Annotated in this window: 14 protein-coding genes and 4 tRNA genes; 10 read left to right on the top strand and 8 right to left on the bottom strand. The window is 70.8% G+C overall.

The annotated features are described in order from the left end of the window. Positions 1–129 precede the first annotated feature (129 nt). Both purF and purM read left to right on the top strand, forming a co-directional pair. Positions 130–1,656, top strand: coding sequence for an amidophosphoribosyltransferase (gene purF / locus ACIBNE_RS15105; RefSeq protein ID WP_399271334.1), 1,527 nt, complete (start codon positions 130–132; stop codon positions 1,654–1,656). Positions 1,657–1,701: 45 nt separating this feature from the next. Beyond that, entirely contained in the window at positions 1,702–2,775 is a 1,074-nt protein-coding gene (gene purM, locus ACIBNE_RS15110; RefSeq protein ID WP_399271333.1) for a phosphoribosylformylglycinamidine cyclo-ligase, read from the top strand. Between the two features lie 80 nt (positions 2,776–2,855). On the opposite strand, the gene ACIBNE_RS15115 is transcribed toward purM, so the two are convergent. After that, positions 2,856–3,110 carry a DUF3073 domain-containing protein gene (locus ACIBNE_RS15115; protein ID WP_399271332.1) on the bottom strand — a complete coding sequence of 85 codons (255 nt, stop codon included), beginning with the start codon at positions 3,108–3,110 and terminating at the stop codon, positions 2,856–2,858. 290 nt (positions 3,111–3,400) lie between these two features. After that, positions 3,401–4,483 carry a Leu/Phe/Val dehydrogenase gene (locus ACIBNE_RS15120; protein ID WP_399271331.1) on the bottom strand — a complete coding sequence of 361 codons (1,083 nt, stop codon included), beginning with the start codon at positions 4,481–4,483 and terminating at the stop codon, positions 3,401–3,403. Between the two features lie 155 nt (positions 4,484–4,638). Between ACIBNE_RS15120 and ACIBNE_RS15125 the strand changes: the two genes are divergently transcribed. Beyond that, complete coding sequence (locus ACIBNE_RS15125) at positions 4,639–5,481, top strand: hypothetical protein (RefSeq protein ID WP_399271330.1); 843 nt, start codon at positions 4,639–4,641, stop codon at positions 5,479–5,481. 507 nt (positions 5,482–5,988) lie between these two features. Next, positions 5,989–6,195, top strand: coding sequence for a developmental transcriptional regulator BldC (bldC, locus tag ACIBNE_RS15130; protein ID WP_086732921.1), 207 nt, complete (start codon positions 5,989–5,991; stop codon positions 6,193–6,195). 475 nt (positions 6,196–6,670) lie between these two features. Here the strand turns inward: bldC and ACIBNE_RS15135 are convergent, their stop codons facing one another. The 3 genes from ACIBNE_RS15135 to hrpA form a co-directional block, all read right to left on the bottom strand. Then, on the bottom strand, positions 6,671–6,898 hold the full coding sequence (locus ACIBNE_RS15135; protein WP_399271329.1) for a DUF6274 family protein: 228 nt from the start codon (positions 6,896–6,898) through the stop codon (positions 6,671–6,673). Between the two features lie 121 nt (positions 6,899–7,019). Then, positions 7,020–7,094: transfer RNA gene (locus ACIBNE_RS15140), tRNA-Asp, on the bottom strand. Between the two features lie 92 nt (positions 7,095–7,186). Next, entirely contained in the window at positions 7,187–11,113 is a 3,927-nt protein-coding gene (hrpA, locus tag ACIBNE_RS15145) for an ATP-dependent RNA helicase HrpA (protein ID WP_399271328.1), read from the bottom strand. Between the two features lie 201 nt (positions 11,114–11,314). Between hrpA and ACIBNE_RS15150 the strand changes: the two genes are divergently transcribed. The 3 genes from ACIBNE_RS15150 to ACIBNE_RS15160 all read left to right on the top strand — a co-directional run bounded on the left by ACIBNE_RS15150 (position 11,315) and on the right by ACIBNE_RS15160 (position 13,478). Next, complete coding sequence (locus ACIBNE_RS15150) at positions 11,315–11,704, top strand: hypothetical protein (RefSeq protein ID WP_399271327.1); 390 nt, start codon at positions 11,315–11,317, stop codon at positions 11,702–11,704. 65 nt (positions 11,705–11,769) lie between these two features. After that, positions 11,770–12,630, top strand: a complete 861-nt coding sequence (locus ACIBNE_RS15155) for a DsbA family protein (protein ID WP_399271326.1) — start codon at positions 11,770–11,772, stop codon at positions 12,628–12,630. Continuing rightward, positions 12,627–13,478 carry a cytochrome c biogenesis CcdA family protein gene (locus ACIBNE_RS15160; protein ID WP_399271325.1) on the top strand — a complete coding sequence of 284 codons (852 nt, stop codon included), beginning with the start codon at positions 12,627–12,629 and terminating at the stop codon, positions 13,476–13,478. Before ACIBNE_RS15155 ends, ACIBNE_RS15160 begins: the two co-directional genes overlap by 4 nt. Before the next feature lie 255 nt (positions 13,479–13,733). Here ACIBNE_RS15160 and ACIBNE_RS15165 read toward each other — a convergent pair. From ACIBNE_RS15165 to ACIBNE_RS15175, 3 genes are all read right to left on the bottom strand, one after another. Beyond that, positions 13,734–13,810: transfer RNA gene (locus ACIBNE_RS15165), tRNA-Phe, on the bottom strand. Positions 13,811–13,829: 19 nt separating this feature from the next. Beyond that, a tRNA-Asp gene (locus ACIBNE_RS15170) sits at positions 13,830–13,907 on the bottom strand. A 38-nt stretch (positions 13,908–13,945) separates the two neighbouring features. Continuing rightward, positions 13,946–14,018, bottom strand: a tRNA-Glu gene (locus ACIBNE_RS15175). A 301-nt stretch (positions 14,019–14,319) separates the two neighbouring features. Between ACIBNE_RS15175 and ACIBNE_RS15180 the strand changes: the two genes are divergently transcribed. The 3 genes from ACIBNE_RS15180 to ACIBNE_RS15190 are packed head-to-tail and all read left to right on the top strand — an operon-like array spanning position 14,320 to position 15,490. Beyond that, positions 14,320–14,670, top strand: a complete 351-nt coding sequence (locus ACIBNE_RS15180) for a metallopeptidase family protein (RefSeq protein WP_399271324.1) — start codon at positions 14,320–14,322, stop codon at positions 14,668–14,670. Then, entirely contained in the window at positions 14,667–15,134 is a 468-nt protein-coding gene (locus tag ACIBNE_RS15185) for a fluoride efflux transporter FluC (RefSeq protein WP_399271323.1), read from the top strand. The genes ACIBNE_RS15180 and ACIBNE_RS15185 overlap by 4 nt, the downstream gene beginning before the upstream one ends. Continuing rightward, complete coding sequence (locus ACIBNE_RS15190) at positions 15,131–15,490, top strand: fluoride efflux transporter FluC (protein ID WP_399271322.1); 360 nt, start codon at positions 15,131–15,133, stop codon at positions 15,488–15,490. Before ACIBNE_RS15185 ends, ACIBNE_RS15190 begins: the two co-directional genes overlap by 4 nt. The last annotated feature ends 45 nt before the right edge of the window (positions 15,491–15,535 follow it).

Raw genomic sequence — 15,535 nt, forward strand, 5'->3', positions numbered from 1 at the left:
CGCAGAGCGACACCCCGCAGCGCACAGCGACGACACCCGCCCTCGGCCGCACGCCCGACGCGCCCCCGCACCCCGCGCCCCGCCGTCCCCAATTCGGACCAGTGGTCGATCTCGCCTACACTCGGTCCCGTGCCACGTGGTGACGGACGACTCAACCACGACCTGCTCCCCGGCGAGAAGGGCCCCCAGGACGCTTGCGGCGTCTTCGGTGTCTGGGCTCCGGGTGAAGAGGTCGCGAAGCTCACTTACTTCGGGCTCTACGCCCTCCAACATCGAGGCCAGGAATCCGCGGGTATCGCGGTCAGCAACGGCTCTCAGATCCTCGTCTTCAAGGACATGGGACTGGTTTCCCAGGTCTTCGACGAGACCTCGCTCGGCTCCCTCCAAGGTCATATCGCGGTCGGTCACGCCCGCTACTCGACCACCGGGGCCTCCGTCTGGGAGAACGCCCAGCCGACGTTCCGCGCCACCGCGCACGGTTCGATCGCGCTCGGCCACAACGGCAACCTGGTCAACACGGCGCAGCTCGCCGAGATGGTCGCCGAACTCCCCAAGGAGAACGGCCGGGCCACCCAGGTGGCAGCCACCAACGACACCGATCTGGTCACCGCGCTCCTCGCGGGCCAGACGGACGACGACGGCAAGCCCCTGACCGTGGAGGAATCCGCGGCCAAGGTCCTTCCCGACGTCCGCGGCGCCTTCTCGCTCGTCTTCATGGACGAGCACACCCTCTACGCCGCCCGCGACCCGCAGGGCATCCGCCCGCTGGTGCTGGGCCGCCTGGAGCGCGGCTGGGTGGTGGCCTCGGAGTCCGCCGCCCTCGACATCTGCGGCGCCTCCTACGTCCGCGAGGTCGAGCCCGGCGAGCTGATCGCGATCGACGAGAACGGCATCCGCACCTCTCGATTCGCGGAAGCGAAGCCCAAGGGCTGTGTCTTCGAGTACGTCTACCTGGCCCGTCCCGACACGGACATCGCCGGCCGCAACGTCTACCTCTCGCGCGTCGAGATGGGGCGGAAACTCGCCAAGGAAGCTCCGGTCGAGGCCGACCTGGTCATAGCGACGCCCGAATCCGGCACCCCTGCCGCGATCGGGTACGCGGAGGCCTCGGGCATTCCGTTCGGCGCGGGACTCGTCAAGAACGCCTACGTCGGCCGGACCTTCATCCAGCCTTCCCAGACGATCCGCCAGCTGGGCATCCGGCTGAAGCTGAACCCGCTCAAGGAAGTCATCAAGGGCAAGAGGCTGGTGGTCGTCGACGACTCGATCGTCCGCGGCAACACCCAGCGCGCCCTGGTCAAGATGCTCCGCGAGGCCGGCGCGGCCGAGATCCACATCCGGATCTCCTCCCCGCCCGTGAAGTGGCCCTGCTTCTTCGGCATCGACTTCGCGACCCGCGCCGAGCTGATCGCCAACGGCATGTCGATCGAGGAGATCGGCAAGTCCCTGGGCGCCGACTCCCTCTCGTACATCTCCATCGAGGGCATGATCGAGGCGACCACGATCGCCAAGCCGAACCTCTGCCGCGCCTGCTTCGACGGCGAGTACCCGATGGAGCTGCCCGACCCGGAGCTCCTCGGCAAGCAGCTGCTGGAGACCGAGCTGGCCGCGGGCCCCGCGAACACCGCGGCCGCCGACGCGCTGCGCCGCCCGTAGCGCGCCCGTAGAACCCCTGCAGTACGACACGAAAGTTCTCAACCCATGTCTGAGACCACTGGTGCCAGCTACGCAGCCGCGGGCGTCGACATCGAGGCCGGCGACCGCGCCGTCGAGCTGATGAAGGAGTGGGTGAAGAAGACGCAGCGCCCCGAGACCACCGGTCTCGGCGGCCTCGGCGGCTTCGCCGGCCTCTTCGACGCCTCGGCCCTCAAGCGCTACGAGCGCCCGCTGCTCGCCTCCGCGACCGACGGCGTCGGCACGAAGGTCGACATCGCCCGGCAGATGGGCGTGTACGACACCATCGGCCACGACCTCGTCGGCATGGTCGTCGACGACCTGGTCGTCTGCGGTGCCGAGCCGCTGTTCATGACCGACTACATCTGCGTCGGCAAGGTCCACCCCGAGCGGGTCGCCGCGATCGTCAAGGGCATCGCCGAGGGCTGCGTGCTCGCGGGCTGCGCCCTGGTCGGCGGCGAGACCGCCGAGCACCCCGGCCTGCTCGGCGCGGACGACTTCGACGTCGCCGGCGCCGGTACGGGCGTCGTGGAGGCCGACCTGGTCCTGGGTGCCGACCGCATCCGCAAGGGCGACGTGATCATCGCCATGGAGTCCTCGGGCCTTCACTCCAACGGGTACTCGCTGGTCCGCCACGTCGTCTTCGACCGCGCCGGCTGGGCGCTGGACCGGGAGGTCCCGGAGCTCGGCCGCACGCTCGGCGAGGAGCTGCTGGAGCCCACCAAGATCTACTCGCTGGACTGCCTGGCGCTGACGCGCACCACCGAGGTGCACGCTTTCAGCCACGTCACCGGAGGCGGTCTTGCGAACAACCTGGCGCGCGTGATCCCCGATCACCTGCACGCCACCGTGGACCGCGCCACCTGGACCCCCGACCCGATCTTCGACGTGGTCGGCAAGGCGGGCCGGGTCGAGCTCCTGGAGCTGGAGAAGACGCTCAACATGGGCGTCGGCATGATCGCGGTCGTCCCCGCCGAGTCCGTGGACGCGGCCCTGGCCACGCTCGCCGACCGGGGCGTGGACTCCTGGGTCGCGGGCGAGATCACCGACCGCGGCGACCACGCCACGGGCGCGGCCCTGACCGGCACGTACGCGGGCTGACCCGACCGCCTGGACAGCACAGAACCCGGTCCGGGGATTCCCGGACCGGGTCAGTGGTCGATCGGTTCTTCAGTGCGAGGTCAAGCGCCGCGGCGCTGCGACGAAGGACCGGACTCCTCGGAGTCGTCGTCATCGTCGTCGTTGTAGAGATCCGCGTACTGCGCGTACGGGTCGTCTTCCTCGTCGTCGTCCTCGAACGGCTCGCCATTCGGCGGCTGACTCGAAGTCGAAGCGCCCAGCTCGTTGGCCAGGCGCGAGAGGTCAGTCCCGCCGCTGCTGTACTTCAGCTGGCGGGCGACCTTCGTCTGCTTGGCCTTTGCCCGGCCGCGCCCCATGGCTCGACCCCCTCGGTGACGGGGCTCGACGGCCCCAGAGTCTTGACACGCGTTCATGATTCGGAACGGGCTCTCCGTAGAGGGACCGGTCCGTAGGGCTTCAACGGTACCTGCTTCTGCGGCCATACGGTACGCCGCCCGCATGACACGCCTCGGCGCGGGACCAGTGAGGAGCCCCGTCCTCGCTGGTCAACCGCGATTTTAACCTCTTCTTGGCGCCCGACCCGCCGCGCGGCGTGAGCCTCGTCTCTCCGCGGCCCGCGCACGGCGCGGCCGGGCACCCCCGAGGGTCAGACGCCGCGCGCCTCCGCCATCCTCTGCTCGGCGATCCTGTCGGCGGCGGCGGCCGGAGGAATGCCGTCCTCATTTGCACGAGCGAAGATCGCGAGGGTGGTGTCGAAGATCTTCGCGGCCTTCGCCCTGCACCGCTCGAAGTCGAAGCCGTGCAGCTCGTCGGCGACCTGGATGACACCGCCCGCGTTGACCACGTAGTCGGGCGCGTAGAGGATGCCGCGGTCGGCGAGGTCCTTCTCCACGCCCGGGTGCGCGAGCTGGTTGTTGGCCGCGCCGCAGACCGCCTTCGCCGTCAGCACGGGCACGGACGCGTCGTTCAGCGCGCCGCCGAGCGCGCACGGCGCGTAGACGTCGAGCCCCTCCACCCGGATCAGGGCCTCGGTGTCCGCCACGACGGCGACCTCCGGGTGCGCGTCGGTGATCCGGCGCACGGACTCCTCGCGCACGTCCGTGATCACGACCTCGGCGCCGTCGTTCAACAGGTGCGCCACCAGGTGGTGCCCGACCTTGCCGACGCCCGCGATCCCGACCTTGCGGCCGCGCAGCGAGGGGTCGCCCCACAGCTGCTGGGCGCAGGCGCGCATGCCCTGGAAGACGCCGAACGCGGTGAGCACCGACGAGTCGCCCGCGCCGCCGTTCTCGGGGGAGCGCCCGGTGGTCCAGCGGCACTCGCGGGCGACGACGTCCATGTCCGCGACGTACGTGCCGACGTCACAGGCCGTCACGTACCGCCCGCCGAGCGAGGCCACGAACCGGCCGTAGGCCAGCAGCAGTTCCTCGGACTTGATCTGGTCGGGGTCGCCGATGATGACGGCCTTGCCGCCGCCGTGGTCGAGCCCGGCCATGGCGTTCTTGTACGACATCCCGCGCGCCAGGTTCAGCGCGTCGGCGACGGCCTCGGCCTCGCTCGCGTACGGGTAGAAGCGGGTGCCGCCCAGGGCGGGGCCCAGGGCGGTGGAGTGCAGGGCGATGACGGCCTTCAGTCCGGAGGCGCGGTCCTGGCAGAGCACGACTTGCTCGTGGCCTCCCTGTTCCGACTGGAACAGGGTGTGCAGGACGCCGTCGAATGCATCGGTCACTGTGGTGACTCCCCAAGTGCGAAGCGGCGGTTGGGGTCCTTCCTGAGGGTGGGGAAGGACCGGTTCGGCAGCAGGGTAAGTGCTACGCGCCCGTAGATCAGGCGCAGTGCCCAGGATCACCCCCCGGGGGAGTGCGGGCGTGGCACGATCGCCTCATGTCGGTGGTGTCCTCGGTGATCGTCCCGTACGCGTCCTACCTCCGTGTCTACGAGCCCCTGGCCGCCTTCCCGGAGCCGGAGCGCGGCCACTGGGCGCGCTACGCCCGCCGCGCCCGCACGCCCACGGCCCAGGACGAACTGCGGCGCTCGCTGGCCGACCTGGCGGCGACGCCGCCGGTGCCGGTGCGGGTGCACGAGAGCGCGGACGCGTTCGTGGCCGAGGTGGACGGCGTGCTGTGCGTCTGCCCGTGGCGGACCAGGCTGCGCGGCTGGCTGGCGCTGGAGGGGCTGGGCGGGATGTTCCCTGCCCCGGTGCTGGACGCGGTGCTGCCGCCGGTGGTGCGCGAGCAGGCGGTGGCGGACCACGGGCGGTGGCTGCGGCGGAACCCGGACGCGCGGCCGTGGATCCGCGGCGAGGTGTGGCAGGTGCCGGTGCGCTGGTTCACGCTCTTCGACGACGAGGAGCGGGAGTACGTGCCGAAGTCGTCCGACGGCGCCGCGCTGATGCGCTACCGGACGCCGATGGTGCAGGCCAGGCGGCGCCTCGCGCGCTCGCTCAAGGCGCTGCGCGAGTCGATCGACGAGGGGCCGCTGACGGAGGGTCTGGTGGACGTGGGGCGCTGGCTGGAGGACTTCCACCCGCGTTCGCTCGTGGAGCTGGACTACGGGGGCCTGGTGCACCTGCTGTCCGAGGAGCAGTTGGCCGACGACCGCTCGGCGGCCGACGTGGCCGAGGGCATCGCGGCGCTGCGGGCCGGCGACGGGGACGCGGCGGGGGAGGCGTACGGCAGGCTGGCGGACCGCTGGCGCGCGGTGCGGGACCTCCAGTTCGCGAACTGAGGTCCGCCGGGGCCCTGATGGCGGCCTCTATGGTCACTCCGGGACCCTTGGGCCCCAGCAGTCTGGGACCTACGTCCCGATCCGGGCCTTTGTGTCAAGCGTGACGGATGGCACTAACTTCGCCCTTGCATCCTTCCCCACCCCTCATGCCAAAATAGGACAAGGAGTCCGGGGAGGGTTCCTTCCGTCCAACTGGGGGCGGAATTCTCGGTAATGCACTCTATGGGGGGTCTGACGACTCCTGATCGCTCTGTGACTGATCGTCACTGTGGCGTGACTGTCCGCTATGGCATGGTCCATCGGCTTCGTCGCTGATGAACACCTGGGAGGGCAATTCCATCGGTTTGGCCGACGTGGCTGGACGGATGGTGTAGTTGTAGTGCCGAGGACAAGCCGTTCGTCCTATAACCGACTCGGCCCGCGTCCGCCATTTCGGGCAACGCGGGTCAAGGTGCAGAATTTAGAGGAAAGAACCGAGAAGGTTCGGTTCTCCCGAGGAGGCCGCTCATGACCGCTCGCACCCCTGATGCCGAGCCGCTGCTGACCCCGGCTGAGGTTGCCACGATGTTCCGCGTGGACCCGAAGGCGGTCACCCGCTGGGCCAAGGCTGGCAAGCTCACGTCCATCCGCACGCTCGGTGGACACCGCCGGTACCGCGAGGCAGAGGTCCGCGCACTGCTTGCGGGTATTCCGCAGCAGCGCAGCGAGGCCTGAACACCCCAGTAAAACTGGCAAAAACGGGCATTCCCGGGGCCCCCACCCCGGAAGTGACCACCCATAGCTCCACATGACGGACGTCTGCCCCAACGGACTGCCGCCATCGATCGCGCTGGACTCCGCCGGGTCCAGCGCGATTTTTTCATGCTCCCGAACGGTCGGCCGGGGGGCGCCGGGGGCCTTCGGGCCCCTTTCGGGGGCTCGGGGAGCGTCCGGGGCGCTCGGCGGCGCGTGTGGCGCACGACCGGCGCAGGGCCGCTGGGGTGCGCTTTCGATCCCACCGGGGAGGTGGTTCGGGGCCTTGGGGAAGGTCTCGTACGGGTGGTGCAATTGCACATATTAAATTGGCTAGTTGTAGGCAGGGTGTAAGTTCATTCGTCCCTAAAACTCGTACGGTGACTCCCGTCACACCGCAGGGCCCTTGCCTGTTCCGAGCCTGCCACTCAACGGAAGCCCGGTGCTCAGTCGTTGGTCACCGGGGCGGAGGACTTTGGTCCCGCCGGCTCTTCTCCGCGCCGTCCGCGTCGCCCCCGCGGGGCTCTGCCGGACCTGTCGCCCTGTCCGGCTCCCGCTCCATGGCGAGGCGCAGGAGGCGGCTGCAGACGGGACAGTGGCGGGTGAGGTGCCGATAGCCGGAGGCGGCCGACAGATGGGCGCGCAGCAGCGCGCGTGTCTCGTGCCTCGCCGTCGACGCCGCCATGCGCCACCTCCCGTCGTGGGAACCCCCGTCCCTAGAAGCTTGGGTACCGGTGGCAGGTGACGCCGTCAAGACGCGGGAAGCACGAAGGGCCGCACCGAACGGTGCGGCCCTTCGTCTACTGCGGTCCTGACGGGATTTGAACCCGCGGCCTCCACCTTGACAGGGTGGCGAGCACTCCAAACTGCTCCACAGGACCTTGCTTCGCTCCGCCGTTCTGCGCGGCGTTGCGAACCAGACTGTACAGCAGGTCAGAGGCTCAGGTCGAACTCACGCAGAGCGATGTCCGCGTCACGGCGCCGCGGCGTCGATCGCCTTCACGATCCGCTTGTCGGACACCGGGTACGCGGTGCCCAGCGCGTGCGCGAAATAGCTGACCCGCAGCTCCTCGATCATCCAGCGGATGTCCAGGACCTGCTGCGGGACGGGCCGCCCCTGCGGCAGCTGCTCCAGCAGCCAGGCGTACTCGTCCTGCATCTCGTGGACCTTCTCCATGCGCGTGGTGTCCCGCTGCGCGCCGGACGGCATCTGCTGGAGGCGGCGGTCCACGGCGACCAGGTAGCGCATCAGGTCCGGCAGGCGGCGCAGCCCGGTCTTCGTGACGAAACCGGCCGGTACGAGGGCGTTCAGCTGCGTCTGCACGTCCTGGACGTTGTTGATCAGCGCCAGGCTGTTCGTCGCCTTCAGCCGGCGCTCGCACGCCTGCCACGCCGCCAGCACCTGCTGCACCTGGCCCACGGTCCGTACGGTCGTGTCCACGAGGTCGGCCCGCACCTTGTCGTACAGCTTCCGGAACGACTCCTCGCCCCAGGCCGGACCTCCGTGGTCGGCGATCAGCTTGTCGGCCGCCGCCGTGGCGCAGTCGTCGAACAGCGCCTGGATCGAGCCGTGCGGATTGCTGGAGAGCGCCAGCTTCTGCTGGTTGGTGAGCTTGTCCGAGGCGAACTTCGCGGGGTTCACCGGGATGTTCAGCAGGATCAGGCGGCGCGTGCCCCGCCACATGGCCTGCGCCTGCTCGGCCTCGGTGTCGAAGAGGCGCACGGCGACGGTGGCGCCCTGGTCGACGAGGGCCGGGTACGCCTTGACCGGGTGGCCCGCCCGCTTGGTCTCGAAGACCTTCGTCAGCGGGCCGACGGTCCAGTCCGTGAGGCCCGAACGCTCGATGGACTCGCCCGAGGGCCCCGCGGTCGCCGCCGCGGCCTTGGAGAGGGCCTGACGGGCCTTGGGGCGCAGCTTCAGGCGCAGCGCCTCCAGGTCCTTGTCCTCGGCGAGCTTCTTGCGGCGCTCGTCGACGATCCGGAAGGTGATCTTCAGGTGGTCCGGGACCCGGGACAGGTCGAAGTCGTCGGCCGAGACCGGGACGCCGACCATCCGCTGGAGCTCGCGCGCGAGCGTGACCGGCAGCGGCTCCTGCAACGGCACCGCGCGCTCCAGGAACTTCGCCGCGTAGTTCGGCGCCGGGACGTAGTGGCGGCGGATCGGCTTGGGCAGCGAGCGGATCAGCTCGACCACGACCTCCTCGCGCAGGCCGGGGATCTGCCAGTCGAAGCCCTCGTCCGTGACCTGGTTGAGGACCTGGAGCGGGACGTGGACGGTGACGCCGTCCGCGTCGGCACCCGGCTCGAACTGGTACGTCACCTTGAACTTCAGCCGGCCCTGGCGCCAGGAGTCCGGGTAGTCGTCCTTGGTGACCTGCCCGGCCTTCTCGTTGATGAGCATCTCGCGCTCGAAGTCGAGCAGCTCGGGCTCTTCCCCGCGCTTGTGCTTCCACCAGGAGTCGAAGTGGGCGCCGGACACCACGTGCTCGGGGACCCGCTGGTCGTAGAAGTCGAAGAGGGTCTCGTCGTCGACGAGGATGTCGCGGCGCCGCGCGCGGTGCTCCAGCTCCTCGACCTCGGTGAGCAGCTTGCGGTTGTCCGCGAAGAACTTGTGGTGCGTGCGCCAGTCGCCCTCGACCAGGGCGTTGCGGATGAACAGGTCGCGGGAGACCTCGGGGTCGATGCGGCCGTAGTTCACCTTGCGGTCGGTGACGATCGGGACGCCGTACAGCGTGACCTTCTCGAACGCCATGACGGCCGCCTGGTCCTTCTCCCAGTGCGGCTCGCTGTACGTGCGCTTGAGCAGGTGCCCGGCGAGCGGCTCGATCCACTCCGGCTCGATCTTGGCGTTGACCCTGGCCCACAGGCGCGAGGTCTCCACCAGCTCGGCGGACATGATGAAGCGCGGCTGCTTCTTGAAGAGCGCCGAGCCGGGGAAGACCGCGAACTTGGCGGACCTGGCGCCCAGGTACTCGCCCTTGGCACCGTCCTTGACGTCCTTCAGCCCGACGTGGGACAGCAGCCCCGCCAGCAGCGAGACGTGCACGGACTGCTCCGGCGCGTCCTCCTCGTTGACGTGGATGCCCATGGTCTTGGCGACCGAGCGCAGCTGCGCGTAGATGTCCTGCCACTCGCGGATGCGCAGGAAGTTCAGGTACTCCTGCTTGCACATCCGGCGGAAGGAGCTGGAACCCCGCTCCTTCTGCTGCTCGCGGACGTACCGCCACAGGTTGAGGAACGCGGAGAAGTCGCTCGCCTCGTCCTTGAACCTGGCGTGCTGCTGGTCGGCCTGCGTCTGCTTCTCCGCGGGCCGCTCGCGCGGGTCCTGGATGGAGAGCGCGGCGGCGATCACCATCACTTCCCGTACGCAGCCGTTCTTGTCGGCCTCGACGACCATGCGCGCGAGCCGCGGGTCGACCGGCAGCTGGGAGAGCTTGCGGCCGAGCTGCGTGAGCTTCTTCTTCGGGTCCTTCTCGGCCGGGTCGAAGGCGCCGAGCTCCTGGAGGAGCTGCACGCCGTCGCGGATGTTGCGGTGGTCCGGCGGGTCGATGAAGGGGAACTTCTCGATGTCGCCGAGCCCGGCCGCGGTCATCTGGAGGATGACGGAGGCGAGGTTCGTCCGCAGGATCTCGGCGTCCGTGAACTCCGGGCGGGTCAGGAAGTCGTCCTCGGAGTACAGCCGGACGCAGATGCCGTCCGACGTACGGCCGCAGCGGCCCTTGCGCTGGTTGGCGCTGGCCTGGCTGATCGCCTCGATCGGCAGGCGCTGCACCTTCGTGCGGTGGCTGTAGCGCGAGATGCGGGCGGTGCCCGGGTCGATGACGTACTTGATGCCGGGGACCGTCAGGGACGTCTCGGCGACGTTCGTCGCGAGGACGATGCGGCGGCCGGTGTGCTGCTGGAAGACGCGGTGCTGCTCGGCGTGGGAGAGGCGGGCGTACAGCGGCAGCACCTCGGTGTTGCGCAGCCGCTTCTTGTTGAGCGCGTCGGCGGTGTCGCGGATCTCCCGCTCGCCGGAGAGGAAGACCAGGATGTCGCCGGGGCCCTCGGCCTGGAGCTCGTCGACGGCGTCCGCGATCGCGGTGATCTGGTCGCGGTCGGTGTCCTCCGAGTCCTCTTCGAGGAGCGGGCGGTAACGCACCTCGACCGGGTACGTACGGCCGCTGACCTCGACGATCGGGGCGTCCCCGAAGTGCCGCGAGAAGCGCTCGGGGTCGATCGTCGCCGAGGTGATGACGACCTTGAGGTCGGGGCGCTTGGGGAGGAGCTGGGCCAGGTAGCCGAGCAGGAAGTCGATGTTGAGGCTGCGCTCGTGGGCCTCGTCGATGATGATCGTGTCGTACGCGCGCAGCTCGCGGTCCGTCTGGATCTCGGCGAGCAGGATGCCGTCCGTCATGAGCTTGACGAAGGTGCTGTCCTGGTTCACCTGGTCCGTGAAGCGGACCTTCCAGCCGACGGCCTCCCCGAGCGGGGTGTTCAGCTCGTCCGCGACGCGCTCGGCGACCGTGCGGGCGGCGATGCGGCGGGGCTGGGTGTGGCCGATCATGCCGCGGACGCCGCGGCCGAGCTCGATGCAGATCTTGGGGATCTGGGTGGTCTTGCCGGAGCCGGTCTCGCCCGCGACGATCACCACTTGGTGGTCCCGTATCGCGTCGGCGATCTCGTCCTTCTTCTGGCTGACCGGGAGCTGTTCGGGGTACGTGACGGCGGGCGCGGCCGCCGCGCGGCGGGCGGTGCGCTCGGCGGCCTTCCGCGCCTCGGCGGCGATCTCGTCCAGCACGGCCTGGCGTGCCTCGGGCTTCCGGATGCGGCGGGCGCCTTCGAGGCGGCGGCCGAGGCGGTGGGCGTCGCGGAGGGGGGCCTCGGAGAGGAGGGTCCTGAGATCGTCGAAGGTAGACATACGGGCTCCAGGATCTCACCCTGCGCGCAACCCTGGCCAACCGATTTCCCCTCGGGCGGGGGCGGGGCGGAGCGCTTGTGGCGGGCAGGCCCGGGGCGCAGCGCTCGTGGCGGGCGAAACGGCGTTCCGGGGGCCCTGCCCCGTACCCCGTACCATTTCGGGCGAGCCGTTTCCCCTCCGAGCCCCTCCCGAAAGGCCTCCGTGCCCACGCCGCCCCGCACAGCCTGGTGCCGCCTCGTCGCGGCCCTCGCCGTCGTGCTGGGCGTCCTCTGCGGGCCCGCCGCCACCGCGTCCGCCGCGGCCACCACCGCCCCGGACCAGCCGCGCACCGCGGCCTTCGCGCAGGACGGCCCCGGCTCCCCGGCCCCGCCCGGCTGCGGCGACCGCACCCCGCACGGGGACTCGGACCACCCCGCCACCCCGCCCCGCCCCTCCGTGGCGCACGAGCTCTCCGCCACCCTGGTGGGCGTCCGCGCCCCGGGCGACGGGGCGTGGCACGTGCACGACGCGCCCCTCGCGGTCTCCCCCGAGCGCGGCCCGCCGCCCCTGGCCCCGCCCACGCCCGTGGACCTCTCCGTACTACGCGTCTAGGCCCTCCGGCCGCTTCCTCGAACGATCCATCCCGACGGAACCTCGTACCGGAGTGACGCTTCACCATGCCCAAGAACAGCACCAAGAACAGCACCAAGAACAGCACCAAGAACAGCACCAAGAACAGCACCAAGAGCAGCGCCAAGAAGAACCGCACCAACCTCCTGATCGGCGCGGGCGTGGTCGCCGCCGCGACCCTCCTCGGCCTCGTGTCGTACACCGCCACCAAGCCCTCCGACAAGCCCGCCGGCTCCGCCGCGGACGCCTCCCGGGACTCGGGCGACGGCGTCCACTCCGAGCTCCAGAAGCTCGCCCGCCGCGACGCCGCCGACAAGCTCGCACAGGGCCGCGCCGACGCGCCCGTCGTGCTCATCGAGTACGCCGACTTCAAGTGCGGCTACTGCGGGAAGTTCGCCCGCGACACCGAGCCCGACCTCGTGGAGAAGTACGTCGCCGACGGCACGCTCCGCATCGAGTGGCGCAACTTCCCGATCTTCGGCGAGGAGTCCGAGCGGGTCGCCCGCGCCTCCTGGGCCGCCGGGCAGCAGGGCCGCTTCTGGCAGTTCCACGCCGCCGCGTACGCCGAGGGCGCCAAGGAGAAGGGCTTCGGCAAGGACCGCCTCAAGGCACTCGCCGAGGAGGCGGGCGTCCCGGACGCCGAGCGCTTCACGCGCGACGTGGACAGCGCGGGGGCGAAGGCTTCGGTGAAGAAGGACCAGGAGGAGGCGTACGGACTGGGCGCGACGTCCACCCCGTCGTTCCTGGTCAACGGGCGGCCCATCTCCGGCGCCCAGCCGGACGAGGTGTTCCACGAGGCCATCGAGAAGGCGAAGGCAGAGGCAGAGGCGAAGCCGAAGGCGGGGGCGGGGGCCGAGGACGCGGGCGAGCCCGGCACCGCCAAGGGCGGGACGGGTGCCCCGGAGTGACCGCGAACATCGGCTACTTCGCCGCCTTCCTGGCCGGCCTCCTCGCCCTGATCAGCCCGTGCAGCGCCCTGCTGCTCCCGGCCTTCTTCGCGTACTCGATCGACTCCACGTCGAAGCTGGTCGCCAGGACCGGCATCTTCTACGCGGGCCTGGCCACCACCCTCGTACCGCTGGGCGCCGCGGGCTCCTACGTGGGGCGGTTCTTCTTCGGCAACCGCGACGAGCTGGTGTTCTACGCGGGCCTGCTGATCATCGTGCTGGGCGTCGCGCAGGTGCTCGGCATGGGCTTCGCGTCGAAGCGGATGACCGAGCTCCAGGGCCGCATCCGCCCGACGACCGTCGCGTCGGTCTACGCGCTGGGCGCGGTCTACGGCCTCGCGGGCTTCTGCGCGGGCCCGATCCTCGGCAGCGTCCTGGGCGTCGCGGCGACGAGCGGCAGCCCGGTGTACGGGGGCCTGCTCCTCGCGGTCTACGCCCTGGGCATGGCCGTACCGCTGTTCCTGCTGGCGCTCCTGTGGGACCGCTTCGACCTGGGCAGGCGCCGCTGGCTGCGCGGCAGGCCGCTGAAGGCCGGGCGCTTCGAACTGCACACGACGACCCTGCTCTCGGGCCTGTTCTTCGTCGCCCTCGGCACGATGTTCCTCGTCTTCGACGGGACGACGGCGCTGCCGGGCCTGCTGGACGTGGACGACTCGTTCGAGGTCGAGCGGTGGGCGAGCGAGGTGGGCCGCTCGGTGCCGGACGCGGTCCTGCTGGTCGTCCTGGTCGCGATCGCCGTCCTGATCCTCGCGGTGCGCGGCTGGAAGGGCCGCGAGTCCCGGGAACGGGACGCGGCGGACGAGGGCTGAGGGGGCGGAGGCAGCGGGGGCCGGGCCTGAGGGGACGGGGCCTGAGGGGGCGGGTGTACGGGCCGGGGCCCGGTCGGCTGATGCCCGACCGGGCCCCGTCTCGCGCGGCGTCGCGGTGCCGCCGTGCATGACGGTCGGCTCCCAGCTGCTGGTCGCGGGCACGTAGCGGACCTTGAACGCGTCGCCGTCCGCACCGGCCCGTCCAGGCCGCCGGTGACGACGAAGGCCCCGATCCGATGGATCGGGGCCTTCCAATGGTGGCTGGGGCCGGGATCGAACCGGCGACCTATCGCTTTTCAGGCGATCGCTCGTACCAACTGAGCTACCCAGCCACTCGGCTCTCGCGAGCCGTGGCGGTCCTGACGGGATTTGAACCCGCGGCCTCCACCTTGACAGGGTGGCGAGCACTCCAAACTGCTCCACAGGACCTTGCAATGTGCGAGAACAAGTCTCGCACAGGTGTTGCGTGCCCCCAACGGGATTCGAACCCGTGCTACCGCCTTGAAAGGGCGGCGTCCTGGGCCACTAGACGATGAGGGCTAATTGGCCCGCCTGTGCGCTTCGCAGCGCGTCGGGGACGTGAGAAGCATATGGGATGCCGGGGGGTATCGCCAAAACGGTTTACGGGGGCGGGGTGCGGGGGGTCGTGGAGGGGGTGGGGGAGGGCCTTCGACGGCGGTTCCTCGCGCGGGCCTCGTGCGGGTCCTGTGCCGCGGGACGGCGGCCGCGGCCCCGGCCCGTCGTCAGGCCCGGACCGAGTGCGCGGGCACAAGGGCGCGGGGCCTGCCCGGATGCTCCGTGCGGGGGGCGGGGCGGGCGGGGCGTGGACGAGAATGGGCGCGTGCTGGAGATGACGCGTGAGGAGTTCGAGGAACTGGTCGCGGAGGCGCTGGACCGCGTCCCGCCGGAGCTGATGCGGCTGATGGACAACGTCGCGGTCTTCGTCGAGGACGAACCGCCCGCCGACGACCCGGAGTTGCTCGGGCTGTACGAGGGGACTCCGCTGACCGAGCGCGGCGAGTGGTACGCCGGGGTGCTGCCCGACCGGATCACCATCTACCGGGGGCCGACGCTGCGGATGTGCGAGGACCGCGAGGACGTCGTGGCGGAGACCGAGATCACGGTGGTGCACGAGATCGCCCATCACTTCGGGATCGACGACGAGCGGCTGCACGCGCTGGGGTACGGGTGAGCGGGGCGCGTCCCGAAGGGAGCGGGGCCCGCGCCGTGTTGGGCGGGGTGCCCCCGGGGACGCTCGGGATCATCGCCGTCGGCGGCGCGCTCGGGTCGGTCACGCGGTACGGCGCCGCGCTCGCCTGGCCCTCGGTCTGGGGCGTCCTCGTGGTGAACGTCGTGGGCTGCGCGCTCATCGGCGTCCTCATGGTGCTCGTCGCCGAGCGGGGCGCGGGGCCCGCGTGGGTGCGGCCGCTGCTGGGCGTCGGGGTGCTCGGCGGGTTCACCACGTTCTCGACGTACGCGCTGGACGCCGTACGGCTGTTGGAGCGGGGCGAGGCGGTACGGGCGGTGCTGTACGTGACGGGCACGCTCGGTGCGGCGATGGCCGCGGTCTGGGCGGCCGCGACGGTCACTCGGCGGGCGGTCGGCCGGTGGCCGGGCGCGCGCCGGACGGGCGGACGGCGGACGGCGGGCGCGTGAGCTGGTTGCTGGTGGTCGCCGGAGGGGCGGTGGGGGCGCCGCTGCGGTACCTCGTGGACAGGGCCGTGCAGGCGCGGGCCGGGGTGCGGGAGGGCGGCTTTCCGTGGGGGACGCTCACGGTGAACGCGACGGGCTGCCTGGTGCTCGGCGTGCTCGCGGGAGCGGCGGTCTCCTCGCAGGTGTACGCGCTGGTGGGGACCGGGTTGTGCGGGGCGCTGTCCACGTACTCGACGTTCTCGTACGAGACGCTGCGGTTGGCCGAGCGGGGCCGGGGGTTCCTGGCGGCGGCCAACGCGGCGGGGTCGGTGCTGGTGGGGCTGGGCGCGGTGGTCCTGGGGGCGGGGATCGCGGGGTAGGGCGCTTTCGTCTTGTTCGTCTTGCCGGGGGCGTGGTCCCCGCGG

The organism is Streptomyces sp. NPDC050504 (assembly GCF_044458065.1).
Taxonomy (GTDB): Bacteria; Actinomycetota; Actinomycetes; order Streptomycetales; family Streptomycetaceae; genus Streptomyces.